The organism is Vibrio tasmaniensis, assembly GCF_024347635.1.
GTDB lineage: Bacteria > Pseudomonadota > Gammaproteobacteria > Enterobacterales > Vibrionaceae > Vibrio > Vibrio tasmaniensis.
In genome coordinates this window covers 3,054,853-3,073,166 of the sequence record NZ_AP025510.1, presented here as the reverse complement: position 1 = coordinate 3,073,166, position 18,314 = coordinate 3,054,853, and the positions used below count along the sequence as shown (strand labels likewise).

The window sequence follows — 18,314 nt, the reverse complement described above, 5'->3', positions numbered from 1 at the left end:
TAACGAAGGACGAAAGTGTAGGAGAAGTACGTGAAGCATTGGTTTAAGAAAAGTGCATGGTTATTGGCAGGAAGCTTAATCTGCACACCCGCCGCCATCGCGAGTGATTTTAGTGCCAGCTTTAAAGGCACTGATATCCAAGAGTTTATTAATATTGTTGGCCGTAATCTAGAGAAGACGATCATCGTCGACCCTTCGGTGCGCGGAAAAATCGATGTACGCAGCTACGACGTACTCAATGAAGAGCAATATTACAGCTTCTTCTTAAACGTATTAGAAGTGTACGGCTATGCAGTCGTTGAAATGGACTCAGGTGTTCTTAAGATCATCAAAGCGAAAGATTCTAAAACCTCGGCAATCCCAGTTGTTGGCGACCGTGATTCGATCACAGGCGACAGCGTTGTGACACGTGTTGTGACGGTTCGTAATGTCTCGGTTCGTGAGCTATCTCCTCTGCTTCGTCAACTGAATGACAACGCGGGCGCGGGCAACGTGGTGCACTACGATCCTGCAAATATCATCTTGATTACCGGCCGTGCGGCGGTTGTAAACCGTTTAGCAGAGATCATCAAGCGTGTAGACCAAGCGGGTGATAAAGAGATTGAGGTCGTTGAACTAAAGAATGCTTCCGCCGCGGAGATGGTGCGTATAGTCGATGCACTAAGTAAAACCACAGATGCTAAAAACACCCCTGCCTTCCTACAGCCTAAATTAGTTGCCGATGAGCGTACCAATGCAATTCTTATCTCAGGCGACCCTAAAGTACGCAGTCGTTTAAGAAAGTTGATTGAACAGCTTGATGTGGAAATGGCGACTAAGGGTAACAACCAAGTTATCTACCTTAAATACGCAAAAGCGGAAGACTTAGTCGATGTGCTGAAAGGCGTGTCTGACAATCTGCAATCAGAGAAACAAACATCAACTAAAGGCAGTTCATCGCAGCGAAACCAAGTGATGATTTCCGCTCACAGCGATACTAACTCGTTGGTGATTACCGCACAGCCAGACATCATGAACGCGCTGCAAGACGTGATCGCTCAACTCGATATCCGTCGTGCTCAAGTTTTGATTGAAGCCTTAATTGTTGAAATGGCAGAAGGTGACGGCGTTAACCTAGGTGTGCAGTGGGGCAACCTAGAAACGGGTGCCATGATTCAGTACAGCAATACCGGTGCATCGATTGGCGGTGTGATGGTGGGTCTAGAAGAAGCAAAAGACTCGACAACAACTAAAGCGGTTTACGATAAGGATAATAATTTTCTACGTAATGAAACCACGACAGAAAAGGGTGACTATTCAACGTTAGCATCTGCTCTTTCTGGCGTTAATGGTGCTGCAATGAGTGTGGTTATGGGCGACTGGACTGCCTTAATCAGTGCGGTTGCGACCGATTCAAACTCAAACATTCTGTCTTCTCCAAGTATCACGGTGATGGATAACGGCGAAGCGTCGTTTATCGTTGGTGAAGAGGTGCCCGTTCTAACCGGTTCTACAGCAGGTTCAAGCAACGATAATCCATTCCAAACGGTTGAACGTAAAGAAGTGGGTATTAAGCTAAAAGTCGTGCCGCAAATCAATGAAGGTGACTCGGTTCAACTGCAAATAGAACAAGAAGTATCGAACGTATTAGGGGCAAACGGGGCAGTAGATGTTCGTTTTGCTAAGCGTCAGCTAAATACGTCAGTGATTGTTCAAGATGGTCAAATGCTGGTGTTGGGGGGCTTGATTGACGAGCGTGCACTGGAGAGTGAGTCTAAGGTCCCATTCTTGGGTGATATTCCTGTTCTTGGACACCTGTTCAAATCAACCAGTACTCAGGTTGAGAAAAAGAACCTAATGGTATTTATCAAGCCAACCATTATTCGTGATGGCATGACAGCCGATGGTATCACGCAACGCAAATACAACTTTATCCGTGCTGAGCAACTGTACAAGGCAGAGCAAGGCTTGAAACTAATGGATAACGATAATATTCCAGTACTTCCTAAGTTTGGCGATAGCATGAATCATCCTGCTGAAATCCAAGCCTTCATCGATCAAATGGAAGCAGAATAATGGCTGAATTGGTAGGGGCGGCACGTACTTATCAGCGCTTGCCGTTTAGCTTTGCGAATCGCTACAAGATGGTGTTGGAATATCAGCACCCGGAGCGCGCGCCAGTACTTTATTATGTTGAACCTCTGAAATCGGCGGCGATCATTGAAGTGAGCCGTGTTGTGAAAAATGGCTTCACGCCACAAGCGATCAGCGCAGACGAATTTGATAAAAAACTGACGGACGCGTATCAGCGTGACTCGTCGGAAGCTCGACAGTTAATGGAAGATATTGGTGCCGACAATGACGACTTTTTCTCGTTAGCGGAAGAGTTGCCACAAGACGAAGACTTGCTTGAATCAGAAGACGACGCACCGATCATCAAGTTAATTAATGCGATGTTGGGTGAGGCGATTAAAGAAGGCGCTTCGGATATTCATATCGAAACCTTCGAAAAGTCACTGTCTATCCGTTTCCGTATTGATGGCGTGTTACGTGATGTGTTGGCGCCGAGCCGTAAACTGGCTCCGCTGTTGGTTTCGCGTGTAAAGGTTATGGCTAAATTGGATATTGCGGAAAAACGCGTGCCACAAGATGGTCGTATTTCTCTGCGTATCGGTGGCCGAGCGGTTGATGTGCGTGTATCTACCATGCCTTCTTCACACGGTGAACGTGTGGTAATGCGTCTGTTGGATAAAAACGCCACTCGTCTAGATCTACACAGTTTGGGTATGACGGCAGAGAACCACGAGAACTTCCGTAAACTTATTCAGCGCCCACACGGTATTATCTTGGTTACCGGTCCTACGGGTTCGGGTAAATCAACGACCTTGTACGCTGGCCTGCAAGAACTCAACAGTAACGAACGCAACATCCTTACCGTTGAAGATCCAATCGAATTTGATATTGATGGTATTGGTCAAACACAGGTAAACCCTAAGGTTGATATGACCTTTGCGCGCGGCTTACGCGCCATTCTTCGTCAAGACCCGGATGTGGTAATGATTGGTGAGATCCGTGATTTAGAGACTGCTGAGATCGCTGTTCAAGCCTCTTTGACGGGTCACTTAGTCATGTCGACTCTTCACACCAATACGGCAATCGGTGCGATCACGCGTCTGCGTGATATGGGCATTGAACCTTTCTTGATCTCTTCTTCTCTGCTGGGTGTTTTGGCTCAGCGCTTGGTTCGTACTCTGTGTAACGACTGTAAAGAACCTTACGAAGCCGATAAAGAACAGAAAAAGCTGTTTGGTATGAAGAAGAAAGAGAGCCTCACACTTTACCATGCAAAAGGTTGTGAAGAGTGTGGCCATAAAGGTTATCGAGGTCGTACCGGTATTCATGAGCTACTGATGATTGACGATTCGGTACAAGAGCTGATTCACAGTGAAGCTGGAGAACAGGCAATTGAGAAAGCGATTCGTGGCACAACCCCAAGTATTCGAGATGATGGCTTGAGCAAAGTTCTGAAAGGGGTAACTTCCTTAGAAGAAGTGATGCGAGTGACTAAGGAAGTCTAGTATGGCGGCATTTGAATACAAAGCGCTGGATGCCAAAGGTAAGAGCAAAAAGGGTTCGATTGAAGCGGATAATGCTCGTCAGGCTCGCCAACGTTTAAAAGAACAAGGTTTAATGCCGGTTGAGATGACCGAAGCTAAGGCGAAAAATGCGAAAGGTACTCAGCCTTCGACCAGCTTTAAGCGTGGTATCAGTACGCCAGATCTTGCGTTGATTACTCGTCAAATATCCACGCTCGTTCAATCAGGTATGCCGCTAGAAGAGTGCTTGAAAGCGGTAGCTGAGCAGTCTGAAAAGCCACGTATTCGAACGATGTTACTGGCAGTCCGATCTAAAGTGACAGAAGGTTATTCGCTAGCGGATAGCTTGTCTGATTATCCACACATCTTCGATGAACTGTTTAGGGCCATGGTTGCGGCGGGTGAGAAGTCTGGTCACTTAGATGCGGTATTGGAGCGACTGGCCGATTACGCAGAAAATCGTCAGAAGATGCGCTCTAAGCTGCTACAAGCGATGATCTACCCTGTGGTGCTGGTGGTGTTTGCGGTGACGATTGTTTCGTTCCTGTTGGCAACCGTGGTACCTAAGATCGTCGAGCCTATTATCCAAATGGGCCAAGAGCTTCCTCAGTCGACACAATTTTTATTGGCATCGAGTGAATTTATCCAGAATTGGGGCATCCAATTACTGTTGTTGATCATTGGTGTGATTGTGTTGATTAAGACCGCGCTAAAAAAGCCGGGTGTTCGCATGAACTGGGATCGCAAACTATTAAGTATTCCGCTGATCGGCAAGATTGCGAAAGGGATCAATACCTCTCGTTTTGCACGAACACTCTCAATTTGTACCTCGAGTGCGATTCCAATCCTTGAAGGGATGAAGGTCGCGGTTGATGTGATGTCGAATCAACATGTGAAACAACAAGTATTACAGGCTTCAGACAGTGTTAGAGAAGGCGCAAGCCTACGTAAAGCGTTGGATCAAACCAAACTCTTTCCACCGATGATGCTGCATATGATTGCCAGTGGTGAGCAGAGTGGTCAGTTGGAACAGATGCTGACAAGAGCGGCAGACAACCAAGACCAAAGCTTTGAGTCGACGGTCAATATCGCGTTAGGCATTTTCACCCCAGCGCTTATCGCGTTGATGGCCGGTTTGGTGCTGTTTATCGTGATGGCGACACTGATGCCGATGCTTGAAATGAACAATTTAATGAGTGGATAACGTATTGCTCATCAGACGTTAGTTTTTGGATTATCGAGAAGAAGGGCATTATTACCTTCAACTCGCTATCTGTAATTTGGAGAAAATAATGAAAAATAAAATGAAAAAACAGTCAGGCTTTACTCTATTGGAAGTGATGGTTGTTGTGGTTATTCTTGGTGTTTTAGCTAGCTTTGTTGTTCCTAACCTTTTGGGTAACAAAGAGAAGGCGGATCAACAGAAAGCCATCACGGATATCGTGGCGCTAGAGAACGCGCTAGATATGTACAAACTGGATAACAGTGTTTACCCAACAACGGATCAAGGCCTTGATGGATTGGTTTCTAAGCCAAACAGTCCAGAGCCTCGTAACTACCGTGACGGTGGCTACATTAAGCGTCTGCCTAACGACCCATGGGGCAATGAGTACCAATACCTAAGCCCAGGTGATAACGGTACTATCGATATCTTTACGCTTGGTGCTGACGGCCAAGAAGGTGGTGAAGGTATCGCTGCGGATATCGGTAACTGGAACATGCAAGATTTCCAATAAGCTTCGGTTTATTGTCGCTTGATAAGTTCCTGTTGGTTGAACAGTTCGTGTTAGTTGATACGTTATTGATGGTAAGACGTATACAGATGGAGTCTCCAAGGTGAAAACTAAGCAAACACAGCCAGGTTTCACCTTGATTGAGATTCTTTTGGTGTTGGTATTACTGTCAGTAACTGCGGTCGCGGTGATAGCGACTATTCCGACCAATAGCAAAGATGTCGCCAAAAAATACGCTCAAAGCTTTTATCAACGAGTTCAATTACTCAATGAAGAGGCTATTTTGAGTGGCTTGGATTTTGGCGTTCGGGTTGATGAAAAGAAATCGACTTACGTTCTGATGGCGCTTAAGTCAGAAGGTTGGCAAGAAGTCGAATTTGAAAAAATCCCCTCTTCAACTGAATTACCGGAAGAACTCGCGTTGTCACTGACTTTAGGTGGTGGCGCATGGGAAGACGATGATCGTTTGTTCAATCCCGGAAGCTTGTTTGATGAAGATATGTTTGCGGATCTTGAAGAGACAAAAAAGCCCAAGCCACCTCAGATATACATTTTGTCGAGTGCTGAAATGACGCCATTTGTATTGTCGTTTTATCCAAATACCGGAGACACCATACAAGATGGTTGGCGTATTCGCGTGTTGGATAATGGTGTGATTCGACTGCTAGAGCCGGGAGAAGAAGATGAAGAGGAATAACCGTTCTCCTTCTCGTGGTATGCCTCTTGGTTCTCGAGGAATGACTCTGCTTGAAGTATTAGTTGCGCTTGCTATCTTCGCTACGGCGGCGATCAGTGTGATTCGTGCTGTCACCCAACACATTAATACCCTCAGTTATTTAGAAGAAAAAACCTTCGCGGCGATGGTTGTTGATAACCAGATGGCCTTAGTCATGCTGCATCCTGAGAAGCTTAAAAAAGCGCAGGGCACGCAAGAGTTAGCGGGAAGAGAGTGGTTCTGGAAGGTGACTCCCATCGATACCAGCGATAATTTATTAAAGGCGTTTGATGTGAGTGCAGCAACCAGTAAGAAAGCTTCTCCAGTGGTCACGGTGCGCAGTTATGTGGTCAATTAAAAGCGTGTCGTTAGCTAAGAGCAAGTCGCCAAGCGAGAGCATGTCCGCCAATAAGCGAGAGCCTCGTAAACAAGGTCTATCTTCAAAAGGGAGAGGCTTTACTTTAATCGAAGTTTTGGTTTCGATTGCCATCTTTTCCACGTTAAGCATGGCGGCTTATCAGGTGGTAAATCAGGTCCAACGAAGCAACGAACTCTCTATTGAGCGCAGTGCTCGTTTAAATCAACTGCAACGCAGTTTAGTCATTTTAGATAATGATTTTCGCCAGATGGCGGTACGACAATTTCGTACCAATGGTGAAGAAGCATCATCTAAGCTGATCCTAATGAAAGAGTATTTACTGGATTCCGACAGTGTTGGCATCATGTTTACTCGCCTTGGTTGGCACAACCCACAGCAGCAGTTCCCTCGCGGAGAAGTCACCAAAGTAGGCTACCGCATAAAAGAGGAAACGCTTGAGCGTGTATGGTGGCGTTACCCCGATACACCTGCCGGTCAACAAGGTGTGATTACTCCTCTGGTTGATGATGTTGAGAACCTGGAGTTCGAGTTTTATGACGGAAGCCGCTGGGGCAAAGAGTGGCAAACCGATAAATCACTGCCTAAAGCGGTGAGACTTAAGCTGACACTGAAAGATTACGGTGAGATAGAACGTGTTTATCTCACACCAAGTGGCGCCTTAGATCAGGTCGATGATTCTTCAAACAGTGACTCTTCAGGCAGTAATGAGGGGAATAATGATTCATCAAACTAATAAGCCTGCACTGACAAAATCTGCTGTGGGGCGTAAACAGCGTGGTGTCGCGCTGATCATTATTCTGATGCTTTTGGCGATCATGGCAACCATAGCTGGCAGTATGTCGGAGCGTCTGTTTACGCAATTCAAACGCGTTGGCAATCAACTGAATTACCAACAGGCTTACTGGTATAGCATTGGTGTAGAAGCACTTGTCCAAGACGGTATTAGGCAAAGTTATAAAGATAGTGATACGGTGAACTTAAGCCAGCCATGGGCGTTAGAGGAGCAGGTATACCCATTGGATTATGGCCAAGTTAAAGGGCGTATCGTTGATGCGCAGGCTTGTTTCAATCTTAATGCGCTCGCTGGGATTACGACGACATCAAGTAACCAACCCCCTTATTTAGTGAAGGTTTGGCAAACCTTACTGGAAAACCAAAATGTGGAGCCTTATCAGGCTGAGGTTATCGCAAATTCAAGTTGGGAATTTCTGGACTCTGATACTCGAGCCACCTCTTCTACGGGGGTAGAAGACAGCACTTATGAGGCGATGAAGCCAGCTTATTTGGCGGCGAATGGCTTAATAGCAGATGAATCGGAGCTGCGAGCCGTTTATCAGGTCTCTGGTGAGGCAATGGAAAAGGTACATCCATTTATTTGCGCTTTGCCCACTGATGATTTCCGATTAAACGTGAATACCATCTCGGAAAAGCAGGCATCTTTACTGGAAGCAATGTTTGCACCCGGTCTAAGTGAATCGGACGCCAAACAGCTGATAGACAAGCGCCCATTTGATGGCTGGGATTCGGTGGATGCGTTTATGGCTGAGCCTGCTATTGTTGGTGTGAGTGCAGAAGTCAGCAAACAAGCGAAAGCATATTTAACTGTAGATAGCGCCTATTTTGAGCTAGATGCAGAGGTATTAGTTGAGCAGTCTCGTGTACGTATACGAACGCTTTTCTATAGTAGTAATAGAGAAACAGTGACGGTAGTACGCCGTCGTTTTGGAGGAATCCGTGAGCGAGTTTCTGACCGTTCGACTGAGTAGCGAGCCACAAAGCCCAGTGCAGTGGTTGGTTTGGTCGACAAGCCAACAAGAAGTGATAGCAAGTGGTGAGCTGTCTAGCTGGGATCAGCTTGATGAGTTAACGCCTTACGCTGAAAAGCGTAGCTGTATCGCTTTATTGCCGGGAAATGAGTGCTTAATTAAGCGTGTTGAAATTCCGAAAGGTGCTGCTCGCCAGTTCGACTCTATGCTGCCATTTTTGTTAGAAGACGAAGTGGCACAAGATATCGAAGACTTACATCTAACCATTTTAGATAAAGATGCAACGCACGCTACTGTGTGTGGTGTAGATCGCGAGTGGTTAAAACAAGCTTTAGACCAGTTTCGCAAAGCCAATATTATTTTCCGTAAGGTGCTACCAGATACACTAGCCGTGCCTGTTGAAGATCAAGGCATCAGTGCATTGCAAATCGACCAGCATTGGCTATTACGTCAAGGTCACTCTCAACGTCAAGGTAACTATCAAGCCGTATCAATCAGCGAAGCATGGTTAGCGATGTTTTTGCAAAGTGATTGGGTTGTGGCTGACGACGAAGACCAACCTACGACTATCTTCAGCTATACCGCAATGCCGAGCGACGATGTACAGCAGCAAAGCGGTATGGAATGGCAAGCAAAGCCTGCGGAATTGGTGATGTCCTTATTGAGCCAACAAGCGATCACCAGCGGCGTAAATTTACTGACGGGCACCTTTAAAACCAAATCTTCTTTCAGTAAATATTGGCGTGTATGGCAGAAGGTGGCGATCGCTGCTTGCTTGCTGGTGGCCGTGATTGTGACTCAACAAGTGTTGAAGGTGCAGCAATACGAAGCACAAGCACAAGCCTATCGCATGGAGAGTGAGCGTATCTTTAGAGCCGTTCTGCCAGGTAAACAACGAATTCCGACAGTAAGCTACCTTAAACGTCAGATGAATGACGAAGCTAAGAAATACGGTGGCTCAGGCGATGGTGACTCCTTACTTGGTTGGTTAGCATTGCTGCCAGAAACGTTAGGACAAGTGAAATCGATCGAAGTCGAAAGCATTCGCTATGATGGCAATCGTTCTGAAGTTCGATTACAAGCTAAAAGCGCTGATTTTCAACATTTTGAGACGGCTAAAGTGAAACTTGAAGAGAAGTTTTCCGTTGAACAAGGGCCATTGAACCGTAATGGCGATGCCGTATTTGGTAGTTTTACCCTTAAGCCCCGTCAGTAACTGCGCAAGGAGATCAGTGATGAGAAATATAATTGAACCACTCCAAGCGTGGTGGACTTCAATAAGTCAAAGAGAGCAACGATTAGTCGTTGGTTGCTCAATTTTATTGGTAGTAGGTATCATTTATTGGGGGCTAATACAGCCCCTCAGTCAGCGAGCTGAACTGGCACAGAATCGCATTCAAAGTGAAAAACAACTACTGGCTTGGGTTACTAATAAAGCCAATGAAGTGGTTGAACTAAGAGGCAATGGTGGCATTAGTGCTAGTCAGCCTTTGAATCAATCCGTGCCTGCATCTATGCGTCGCTTCAAGATCGAATTGATACGAGTGCAACCACGTGGCGAGATGCTGCAAGTGTGGATTAAACCTTTGCCATTTAATCAATTTGTTGATTGGCTGACATACCTGAAAGAAAAGCAGGGTGTTGAGGTTGAGTTTATGGATATTGATCGCTCTGATAGCCTTGGGGTTATTGACGTCAACCGACTACAGTTTAAATGAGGTTAATGTGAAACGCGGTTTATCTTTTAAGTATGGTTTGTTATTTAGCAGCATCTTTATCGTTTTTTTCTCGGTAAGTTTGTTGCTGCACTTGCCGGCTTCTTTTGTTCTTAAACATGCGCCCGTTGTACGTGGTTTAAGCATTGAAGGCGTTGAGGGCACCGTTTGGCAAGGTCGCGCTAACAATATTGCGTGGCAGCGTGTCAATTACGGCTCAGTGCAGTGGGACTTCCAGTTCTCTAAACTATTCCAAGCCAAAGCAGAACTTGCAATTCGCTTTGGTCGTAACAGCGACATGAACTTATCTGGTAAAGGGCTTATCGGGTATAGCATGAGCGGTGCTTACACGGAAAACTTAGTGGCATCAATGCCAGCTAGCAACGTGATGAAGTATGCGCCAGCGATACCTGTGCCAGTGTCTATTGCAGGACAAGTTGAACTGACTATCAAACATGCGGTTCATGCTCAACCTTGGTGCCAATCGGGTGAAGGTACGCTTGCTTGGTCGGGCGCTGCGGTTGATTCTCCGGTTGGCTCGTTAGATTTTGGCCCTGTGATTGCTGACATCAGTTGTGAAAACAGCACTGTTTCAGCGAAAGGTAATCAGAAGAGTGCTCAAGTTGATAGTGAGTTTTCTGCGAGCGTAACGCCAAATCAAAGCTACACCTCGGCCGCATGGTTTAAGCCGGGCGCTGAATTCCCATCTGCGATGCAGAGTCAGCTTAAGTGGTTGGGCAACCCTGATAGCCAAGGTAAATACCAATTTACTTATCAAGGCCGTTTTTAATCCGGTATCTACTTCTGAACTAGCATCCGCTGGTTATCAAATAACGAGATATAAAAAATGGGCACCTCAATGAGGTGCCCATTTTGTTTGAATGCTTAACTGCTTAACTGCTTAACCGCGACCAAAGCCGTCGAGTTTAGTCTTTGCCTTGTAAGATTTCTGCCCACGGTAAGTCAGCATCACCAAGCACAATGAAGTTCGGGTTCTCAAGCGTCTCTCTTTCATTGTACGAAAGCGGCTCTAACTGGGTGCTTAAGATTCGTCCGCCAGCTTCTTCAACAATGCACTGGGTTGCTGCGGTATCCCACTCTCCGGTTGGTCCAATACGTAGATAACAATCGACAGCTCCTTCTGCGACTAAACATGCCTTAAGCGCAGCAGAGCCAAGAGGAACTAAGTCGTAGTTCCAAGCAGAGCTCATACGGTTAGTGATTCGATTGATGTCTTGGCGACGGCTGATTGCCATCGCGATCGATTGGTTTGGTAGCTCGTGACGATGCGTTTTGATTTTAACGCTGTCATTAAGGTCTGGAATTTTCCAAGCGCCTTTACCACTGTAAGCGTAATAGCTCACACCTGAAACCGGTGCGTACACGACGCCCATTACCGGCTTGTTGTGTTCGATTAGGGCAATGATTGTCGCGAAATCGCCACTTCGTGCGATGAACTCCTGTGTACCGTCCAGCGGGTCAACCAACCAGTAGCGATCCCATTGAGAACGTTGCTCTAGGCTGATATCAGCGGCTTCTTCCGATAACACCGGAATATCAGGTGTCAGTTCGCTAAGTTTTTTCGAGATCAGTTTATGAGCGGCGAGATCAGCACTAGTGACGGGCGTATCATCACTCTTGGTGAACTCTTCGTAATCTTTTTTCTCGTAGATCTCTAAGATCAGTTGCCCAGCAGAGCGAGCAATCTCAATGACAGAGGGCAGCAGGTGAGACAAATCTTTTGTTATTGGCATAAATATTCTCTTACTCTTCGAGTGATTCTGACTGTTTTAATTATTGTTTAATACGCGAAGGGCTAATAGTAGGGCGGTAATACTGCGAGCCTCACAGAAGTCGAGATGCGTTAACAGTTCTTCGGCTTGAGCAAGTGGCCAGCGCACAATGTCTAGTGGCTCTGGTTCATCACCTTCTAGTTTCTCTGGGTAGAGTTCTTCTGCGATAAACAGCGTCATTTTGCTAGAGAAATAAGAGGGTGCAAGGATCACTTCTTTTAGAGGAGTAAGCTTGTTGGCACCAAAGCCAATCTCTTCTTTTAGTTCACGAACGGCGGCTTCATTTGGTTGTTCGCCTGGATCAATTAGACCTTTTGGGAAGCCGAGTTCATAGCGCTCTGTACCCGCAGCGTATTCACGTACTAACAGAATATCGCCTTGTTCCGTAATCGGAACCATCATGACTGCGTTTCGGCCGCTGGGCTTCATACGTTCGTAAGTGCGCTCTTCACCGTTTGAAAAGCGTAAATCGAGAGACTCGATAGAGAACAGTTTTGATTGAGCGACAGTTTGCTGAGCCAAAATTTCTGGTTTGGTCCTTTTTGTCATTGCGCTCACTCCTTAACTCATTGGAATTCTTTCTTATAAAGTCATTCTAATATAGGGGAAATGACGGTGAGTTCCTAGATCCTAGCTTTCATATCCTAGAATTATTGGAGCAGGAACCGATTGCGATCACTTGAATACCTTACTGCAAATGGTAACGCCTCACTATTGTTGGCATTGAACGGGAAATATACGGTTCAGGAGTGCTTCTGCTGTTTTAAACACAAAAAAGGTTGATGCTTGCGCATCAACCTTTTGATTGAATCTTTAACTATCTACTGGCTAAGACTGTATGAGTGCTTAGTCGTAAAAGAGCTTAGTAGTAAGAGTGCTCACCACGATCGTGTTCAGTTGCATCACGAACGGCTGTCAATTCACCTTCGAATTGTTGAAGAAGTTCTTTCTCGATGCCTTCTTTTAGCGTTACATCAACCATAGAACAACCGTTACAACCACCGCCGAATGCAACGATAGCAGCACCTTCTTCAGTGATCTCTACTAGGCTAACGTGACCGCCGTGGCCAGCAAGCTGTGGGTTCACTTGGGTTTGGATTGCATACTCAACACGCTCTATCAGAGTTGCGTCGTCTGATACTTTACGCATTTTAGCGTTTGGTGCTTTAAGCGTTAGTTGAGAGCCCATTTTGTCAGTCACGAAGTCAATCTCAGCTTCGTCTAGGAATGGCAGGCTTAACTCGTCTACGTATGCCGAGAAAGCGTCGAAAGAAAGCTTAGTGTCAGACGCTTCGATAGCATCTGTTGGGCAGTAAGAAACACCACACTCAGCGTTTTGTGTGCCTGGGTTTACCACGAACACACGAATGTTTGTACCTTCAGGCTGCTGTGACAGCAGATTGGCAAAGTGAGTTTGAGCTGTTTCTGTAATAGTAATATTTGACACGACGAATACCTGAGTAGATTTGTAGGTTATTAGCGCCATTCTACTCCTGTCAGACTTGTAATTCAGCCCTTTTTTGTTGGATTGCTGTACAAGTAGCGATTCACAGCTTTTATCCAGAGGGCTCAGGAGTGCGGCAGATGCAGTAAATATCAATCCTTTTCACGCCCACTTCAAGTAGTAATTGGCATAATTGATACACTGTACTGCCTGTGGTTACAACATCATCAATTATCGCGACGTGAGAAGGGATAGCTCCTTGAAAGTCTTGTTTTCGAAGCGTAAAAGCGCTCTTTAGATTGTGTAATCGTGCGGATTTAGTCAGTCCTTGCTGAGAAGCCGTTGAGCGAATTCGACGGAACAGCACCTCAGCTTCAACGCCAAGTTCTTGAGCCGTGTAATTAGCAAGCAGCTGACTTTGATTAAAGCCACGATGAATATATCGACGCCAATGCAAAGGGACACAGGTGATCAGCGGAGCAGGGTGCTCGATACGTGAAGCCAATAACTTTGACAGATCGCGTGCAAACCAAAACTTATCGGCGTATTTCATTTGTTGGATATAACGTGCCGTTGGGAAGGTGTAGTCCCCAACGCAATAGAGACGATGCCAAGGTGGAGGCTGTGATAAACATTGCCCGCACTGATCTACTGTGATCAGTGTTTTTAAGCCACATCGTTGGCAGCGAGGAACTGGCTCAAAGAGTTTGAGACAAGAATTGCACCATCTAGGGTGATCATCGTCGGCAAGCTTATCTAGCTTACACAGGTGGCATTGAGGTGTGACCAGACGCGGTGTGTGTTTTTGTAGCCAATCGGATAACATAGCTCGTGATGCTTTTGGGTTAGGGTGTTCCTTTTACTCACAATACTGAAAAGCGCGGATTATCGCTGATGGAAAAAGTAGGGAATATCGAGAATGAGTGACACGTTATATTGGCATGTTTCTGGGCAAGGGCCTGATTTAGTGTTGGTTCACGGCTGGGGAATGAACGGTGCGGTATGGCAACAAACCGTTGATGCGTTAGAAGCTGATTTTCGAGTGCATGTTGTCGATTTACCAGGGTATGGACACAGCGCGCACAGCCACGCTCAAGATCTTGAAGAGATAGCTCAGCAACTATTGGCCGACGCGCCCAAGCAAGCGATTTGGGTTGGTTGGTCACTCGGTGGTTTGGTCGCGACGCACATGGCGTTGCATCACTCAGATTACGTAAGCAAATTGGTGACTGTTGCCAGTTCTCCTAAATTCGCCGCTGCAAAAGAACCCGTGTTATGGCGAGGCATTCAGCCAAACGTATTAAGCGCATTTACCGAACAGCTGGTTGAAGATTTCCAAACCACTATCGAACGCTTTATGGCACTGCAAGCCATGGGCAGCCCTTCTGCAAGGCAAGATGTAAAACAACTCAAGCAAGCGGTACTGTCTCGTCCGCTTCCGAATCCTGATTCTTTATTGGCCGGCTTAAAGATGCTGTCTGATGTTGACTTGCGTGAACAACTGCCGGAGATTTCAGTGCCTATGCTGCGTTTATACGGGCGACTGGATGGATTGGTGCCAATCAAGGTAGCAAAAGATCTGGGTAGAGCGCTGCCTCATACCGAGCAATATATATTCACGCAGTCTTCACATGCGCCGTTTATGACAGAAGCCGATGCCTTTTGCAGTGAACTAGTTAGCTTCGCGCAAAAATAATCACTAAATTTATTGCCGGATTGGTCGATATATAACCTAACCAAGGCATTGCATGATACTCAGACCTAACTCTCTCATGAGTTGATTGCGGTAAGTTGGGCTATGCCTGTTGTGCTGACTCAGTACGACAGCGTTATGGCAACAGTGATGGGCGATTCTTGAGGAGAGTTCGCGATGATTGTGTCACCTGCAACTGCAGTAAGTGTGCCACTAATCGCCCCGTCCGTTAATGTGCAAACAGAGCAAGTTGCGCGTGATAATAGAGTCCGAGAACCTGTTGCTCCCGCAGTAGCATTGGCGAGAACCAATGCAGAGCGTAAGGTAAAATCAGACGATAAACGAAGGCAGCAGTCGGCTTGGGATCCTTCAGACCATCCAGGTTATGAAATGGAGAACGAGTCAGAGGCCAATTCGGTTAGCCATGAAGAACCACAAGATCCTTTTGATCGGTTATTCAGTTTGTTGGCACTGAAAACATACAGTGCTGACCAAGGAAAAGGCTATACCATGCGTTTCCGCCTGCCAAAGCATGTTTTAGATGCGGCGATTCAGGAGGGACAGATGGAGAAACGACGTAAGGTCATAAAGTATCATTATGGTCATGCTGTTGCGCCTCATGCTCCGTCAGAGATGTTAGTCGTATTATAGTTATACTCTTCATACTTGAAGCTGCAGCGTTGTTAACTGCGTAAGTTCACCCTAATCACATAGAACCTCTATGCTCATAGGGATGAACTTACTTGTTGCCTAGCTGCAACTCCAATTATTTTGAGTATAAGCACGAAGAATACAACCAAGCTTCGATGTCTCTTTTGAACACATAATAAAAAAACCTGCATACCCTAAGGGATGCAGGTTTTCTGTTTTAAGCATATCTGTTTTGCAGACGAGCTAACGGATTACTTTTTCGCTTTAGCGAAGGCAGCTGCGAAAGCACCGCCCATCGCAGCGTTTTGTTGCGGCTCCTCACGACGGCGTTGTCCACCTTGTGAGTTTTGATTTGGTCGGCTTTGCGTACGAGGTGCACTTGAACGTTGTGCGCGGTTGTCTTGGCCTGGTTCATCTTTCATGCGCATGCTTAGTGCAATACGTTTACGCTGAACATCCACTTCCATCACCTTCACTTTCACGATATCACCCGCTTTCACCACTTCACGTGGGTCAGCGACAAAGCGATCGGTCAGCGCTGAAATGTGTACCAAGCCGTCTTGGTGAACACCAATATCGACGAACGCACCGAAGTTAGCCACGTTTGAAACCACGCCTTCTAAGATCATACCGGGTTCTAAGTCAGACATGCTATTTACGCCATCGGCGAACGTTGCCGTCTTGAACTCAGGACGAGGATCTCGACCCGGTTTATCCAGCTCTTTGATGATGTCGGTTACTGTCGGTACACCAAAATTTTCATTCGTGTAATCAACCGCATGTAAGCCACGTAAGAAGTCTGTGTTACCTACCAGAGATTTGATGTCTTTATGGTTTTTCTCGGCGATGGTTTTCACCAATGGGTAAGCTTCTGGGTGAACCGATGATGCGTCTAGCGGGTTCTTACCATCCATGATACGCAGGAAGCCAGCACACTGTTCAAAGGCTTTTGGCCCTAAACGAGCGACTTTCTTCAAGGTAGTACGGGCTTCAAAGCGACCGTTTTCATCACGGAAATCCACGATGTTCTGAGCGATGGTGCTAGAAAGGCCTGCTACGCGAGTAAGTAGCGCGGCAGACGCGGTGTTCACATCAACACCTACGGCGTTTACACAGTCTTCGACAATTGCGTCTAGGCGCTTAGCAAGCATGGTTTGGCTCACATCGTGTTGGTATTGGCCCACACCGATCGATTTAGGGTCAATCTTCACAAGCTCTGCCAGTGGATCTTGTAGACGACGCGCAATAGACACCGCACCACGAATCGAGACATCCATATTCGGGAACTCTTTTGCCGCTAGCTCAGAAGCAGAATAAACCGATGCGCCCGCTTCGCTAACAATGATTTTCTGCGCTGTTAGGTTGCCACGCTTAATCACATCAGCCACAAAGCTGTCTGTTTCGCGCGAAGCCGTACCATTACCAATCGCAATCAAATCAACATTGTATTGGCGAACCATCTGCTCAACCACGTGCGCAGATTTGTCGTATTGCTTCTGTGGTGGGTGAGGGTAAATGGTCTCTGTTGCCAGAACCTTACCGGTTGAATCTACAACGGCGATTTTTGAACCGGTACGTAAACCCGGATCCAAGCCTAAAGTTGCTCGAGGGCCAGCAGGCGCAGCCATCAACAAGTCTTTAAGGTTGGTTGCGAACACCCCAATCGCTTCGATTTCACCGCGTTCTTTCATCGCGCCCATCAACTCAGTTTCCATGTGCATAGAAACCTTGATACGCCATGCCCAGCTAATCACTTGCTTACGCCATACATCTGCAGGTGCGCTGCTTAGGGTAATACCGTAGTGATCAGAGATGATGTTTTCGCAGTATGAACCGCGTACACCTTCTTCTTGTTCAGGATCAGCATTCATTGCCAACGTTAAGAAGCCTTCATTACGGCCGCGCAACATGGCAAGGGCACGGTGAGAAGGCACTTTGTTTAGCGTTTCGTTGTGTTCGAAGTAGTCTTTGAACTTTTCGCCAGCTTGCTCTTTACCTGCCACGACACGTGAAACGAGCTCAGAGTTGCGTGTTAGATGTTGGCGAATCTTTTCAAGTAGGTTTGCGTCTTCTGCAATACGCTCCATCACGATTGCACGTGCCCCATCGAGTGCGGCTTTAGTATCAGCAATGCCTTTATCGCTGCTGATGAAGTTAGCTGCTTCGGTTTCAGGATCGTGCTGTGGTTCATTCCATAGTGTATCGGCAAGTGGCTCTAAGCCTGCTTCGATTGCGATTTGACCTTTGGTACGACGCTTTGGTTTGTATGGCAGGTATAAATCTTCAAGGCGCGTCTTGCTGTCGGCTTGAGTGATATCACGCTCCAGTTCTGGCGTGAGCTTGCCTTGGTCTTGAATCGATTTCAGGATCGTTTGGCGACGATCGTCTAGTTCGCGAAGGTATGAAAGGCGACTGTCAAGGTTACGTAGTTGGGTATCGTCTAAGCCACCCGTGACTTCTTTACGGTAGCGGGCAATAAAGGGAACGGTATTACCGTCGTCAATTAGGTTTACTGCGGCGGTGACTTGCTCTGAACGAACATTCAGTTCTTCAGCAATCAGTCGACAGATAGCTTGGCTCATCCGATGAATCTCTTATTTAATATCATGACAAATACATGGGGGTGAGCGTACGCTTTTTCTAGCTTTGACTGTGTAATTATCCTGTCAGAAGTCCAATTTCCGTTTGTGATACCCGCTTTGTGCGAGATCTCTCACACGTGGTGTGCGACTAAGTCACTTTAAATCGATGAAATCGTCTTAAAATAAACCTAAGTTGCTGATTTTATTTAATTGTGTGTTTGTGGGCGTATTTCTCACCTGAAATGTTTTTTGGGACTGTCTAGGAAAC

The 18,314-nt window shown here is 46.5% G+C and carries 18 protein-coding genes; 13 read left to right on the top strand and 5 right to left on the bottom strand.

The features are described 5' to 3' along the window. The first annotated feature begins 30 nt into the window (after positions 1 to 30). The 11 genes from gspD (at position 31) to OCV44_RS13660 (ending at position 10,673) form a co-directional block, all read left to right on the top strand. Positions 31 to 2,055: a type II secretion system secretin GspD gene (gene gspD / locus OCV44_RS13710; RefSeq protein WP_009848026.1), complete on the top strand. Its 2,025-nt coding sequence runs from the start codon at positions 31 to 33 to the stop codon at positions 2,053 to 2,055. Then, the gene (gene gspE / locus OCV44_RS13705; RefSeq protein ID WP_009848025.1) at positions 2,055 to 3,557 is read left to right on the top strand and encodes a type II secretion system ATPase GspE; all 1,503 of its coding nucleotides are present in this window, start codon (positions 2,055 to 2,057) and stop codon (positions 3,555 to 3,557) included. The genes gspD and gspE overlap by 1 nt, the downstream gene beginning before the upstream one ends. A 1-nt stretch (position 3,558) precedes the next feature. Beyond that, positions 3,559 to 4,779 (top strand): type II secretion system inner membrane protein GspF, encoded by a 1,221-nt coding sequence (gene gspF / locus OCV44_RS13700; protein WP_017099562.1) that lies wholly within the window; start codon positions 3,559 to 3,561, stop codon positions 4,777 to 4,779. Positions 4,780 to 4,867: 88 nt separating this feature from the next. Next, positions 4,868 to 5,311: a type II secretion system major pseudopilin GspG gene (gene gspG / locus OCV44_RS13695; RefSeq protein ID WP_017102442.1), complete on the top strand. Its 444-nt coding sequence runs from the start codon at positions 4,868 to 4,870 to the stop codon at positions 5,309 to 5,311. Between the two features lie 100 nt (positions 5,312 to 5,411). After that, the gene (gspH, locus tag OCV44_RS13690) at positions 5,412 to 6,005 is read left to right on the top strand and encodes a type II secretion system minor pseudopilin GspH (RefSeq protein WP_102257545.1); all 594 of its coding nucleotides are present in this window, start codon (positions 5,412 to 5,414) and stop codon (positions 6,003 to 6,005) included. Continuing rightward, on the top strand, positions 5,992 to 6,381 hold the full coding sequence (gene gspI / locus OCV44_RS13685) for a type II secretion system minor pseudopilin GspI (protein ID WP_076667666.1): 390 nt from the start codon (positions 5,992 to 5,994) through the stop codon (positions 6,379 to 6,381). Before gspH ends, gspI begins: the two co-directional genes overlap by 14 nt. Further along, positions 6,368 to 7,135, top strand: coding sequence for a type II secretion system minor pseudopilin GspJ (gene gspJ / locus OCV44_RS13680; RefSeq protein WP_102257546.1), 768 nt, complete (start codon positions 6,368 to 6,370; stop codon positions 7,133 to 7,135). The genes gspI and gspJ overlap by 14 nt, the downstream gene beginning before the upstream one ends. Then, entirely contained in the window at positions 7,119 to 8,168 is a 1,050-nt protein-coding gene (gene gspK / locus OCV44_RS13675; protein ID WP_102257547.1) for a type II secretion system minor pseudopilin GspK, read from the top strand. Before gspJ ends, gspK begins: the two co-directional genes overlap by 17 nt. Beyond that, the gene (gene gspL, locus OCV44_RS13670; RefSeq protein ID WP_102249014.1) at positions 8,137 to 9,384 is read left to right on the top strand and encodes a type II secretion system protein GspL; all 1,248 of its coding nucleotides are present in this window, start codon (positions 8,137 to 8,139) and stop codon (positions 9,382 to 9,384) included. The genes gspK and gspL overlap by 32 nt, the downstream gene beginning before the upstream one ends. Positions 9,385 to 9,403: 19 nt before the next feature. Next, entirely contained in the window at positions 9,404 to 9,886 is a 483-nt protein-coding gene (locus OCV44_RS13665; protein ID WP_102257548.1) for a type II secretion system protein M, read from the top strand. 7 nt (positions 9,887 to 9,893) lie between these two features. Next, on the top strand, positions 9,894 to 10,673 hold the full coding sequence (locus OCV44_RS13660) for a type II secretion system protein N (protein WP_139684786.1): 780 nt from the start codon (positions 9,894 to 9,896) through the stop codon (positions 10,671 to 10,673). A gap of 136 nt (positions 10,674 to 10,809) precedes the next feature. Here the strand turns inward: OCV44_RS13660 and cysQ are convergent, their stop codons facing one another. The 4 genes from cysQ to OCV44_RS13640 all read right to left on the bottom strand — a co-directional run bounded on the left by cysQ (position 10,810) and on the right by OCV44_RS13640 (position 13,946). Then, positions 10,810 to 11,637: a 3'(2'),5'-bisphosphate nucleotidase CysQ gene (gene cysQ, locus OCV44_RS13655; protein ID WP_009848015.1), complete on the bottom strand. Its 828-nt coding sequence runs from the start codon at positions 11,635 to 11,637 to the stop codon at positions 10,810 to 10,812. Positions 11,638 to 11,673: 36 nt separating this feature from the next. Then, on the bottom strand, positions 11,674 to 12,225 hold the full coding sequence (nudE, locus tag OCV44_RS13650) for an ADP compounds hydrolase NudE (protein WP_009848014.1): 552 nt from the start codon (positions 12,223 to 12,225) through the stop codon (positions 11,674 to 11,676). Positions 12,226 to 12,538: 313 nt separating this feature from the next. Beyond that, complete coding sequence (gene nfuA, locus OCV44_RS13645) at positions 12,539 to 13,123, bottom strand: Fe-S biogenesis protein NfuA (protein WP_004735612.1); 585 nt, start codon at positions 13,121 to 13,123, stop codon at positions 12,539 to 12,541. Between the two features lie 109 nt (positions 13,124 to 13,232). Further along, complete coding sequence (locus OCV44_RS13640; RefSeq protein ID WP_170213720.1) at positions 13,233 to 13,946, bottom strand: ComF family protein; 714 nt, start codon at positions 13,944 to 13,946, stop codon at positions 13,233 to 13,235. Between the two features lie 93 nt (positions 13,947 to 14,039). Between OCV44_RS13640 and bioH the strand changes: the two genes are divergently transcribed. Both bioH and OCV44_RS13630 read left to right on the top strand, forming a co-directional pair. Then, on the top strand, positions 14,040 to 14,816 hold the full coding sequence (gene bioH / locus OCV44_RS13635) for a pimeloyl-ACP methyl ester esterase BioH (RefSeq protein WP_139684785.1): 777 nt from the start codon (positions 14,040 to 14,042) through the stop codon (positions 14,814 to 14,816). Between the two features lie 174 nt (positions 14,817 to 14,990). Then, entirely contained in the window at positions 14,991 to 15,464 is a 474-nt protein-coding gene (locus tag OCV44_RS13630; RefSeq protein ID WP_139684784.1) for an ATP-dependent Lon protease, read from the top strand. 251 nt (positions 15,465 to 15,715) lie between these two features. Here OCV44_RS13630 and OCV44_RS13625 read toward each other — a convergent pair whose 3' ends face one another. After that, positions 15,716 to 18,046 carry a Tex family protein gene (locus OCV44_RS13625; protein ID WP_139684783.1) on the bottom strand — a complete coding sequence of 777 codons (2,331 nt, stop codon included), beginning with the start codon at positions 18,044 to 18,046 and terminating at the stop codon, positions 15,716 to 15,718. Positions 18,047 to 18,314 lie beyond the last annotated feature (268 nt).

What these genes read in the sequence shown, in the direction of transcription:
- OCV44_RS13630 (WP_139684784.1), top strand. Translation starts at nt 14,991, where the DNA reads ATGATTGTGTCACCTGCAACTGCAGTAAGTGTGCCACTAATCGCCCCG.
- gspE (WP_009848025.1), top strand. Translation starts at nt 2,055, where the DNA reads ATGGCTGAATTGGTAGGGGCGGCACGTACTTATCAGCGCTTGCCGTTT.
- nudE (WP_009848014.1), bottom strand. Translation starts at nt 12,225, where the DNA reads ATGACAAAAAGGACCAAACCAGAAATTTTGGCTCAGCAAACTGTCGCT.
- gspJ (WP_102257546.1), top strand. Translation starts at nt 6,368, where the DNA reads ATGTGGTCAATTAAAAGCGTGTCGTTAGCTAAGAGCAAGTCGCCAAGC.
- gspK (WP_102257547.1), top strand. Translation starts at nt 7,119, where the DNA reads ATGATTCATCAAACTAATAAGCCTGCACTGACAAAATCTGCTGTGGGG.
- OCV44_RS13665 (WP_102257548.1), top strand. Translation starts at nt 9,404, where the DNA reads ATGAGAAATATAATTGAACCACTCCAAGCGTGGTGGACTTCAATAAGT.
- bioH (WP_139684785.1), top strand. Translation starts at nt 14,040, where the DNA reads ATGAGTGACACGTTATATTGGCATGTTTCTGGGCAAGGGCCTGATTTA.
- gspG (WP_017102442.1), top strand. Translation starts at nt 4,868, where the DNA reads ATGAAAAATAAAATGAAAAAACAGTCAGGCTTTACTCTATTGGAAGTG.
- OCV44_RS13625 (WP_139684783.1), bottom strand. Translation starts at nt 18,046, where the DNA reads ATGAGCCAAGCTATCTGTCGACTGATTGCTGAAGAACTGAATGTTCGT.
- OCV44_RS13640 (WP_170213720.1), bottom strand. Translation starts at nt 13,946, where the DNA reads ATGTTATCCGATTGGCTACAAAAACACACACCGCGTCTGGTCACACCT.
- gspI (WP_076667666.1), top strand. Translation starts at nt 5,992, where the DNA reads ATGAAGAGGAATAACCGTTCTCCTTCTCGTGGTATGCCTCTTGGTTCT.
- gspF (WP_017099562.1), top strand. Translation starts at nt 3,559, where the DNA reads ATGGCGGCATTTGAATACAAAGCGCTGGATGCCAAAGGTAAGAGCAAA.
- cysQ (WP_009848015.1), bottom strand. Translation starts at nt 11,637, where the DNA reads ATGCCAATAACAAAAGATTTGTCTCACCTGCTGCCCTCTGTCATTGAG.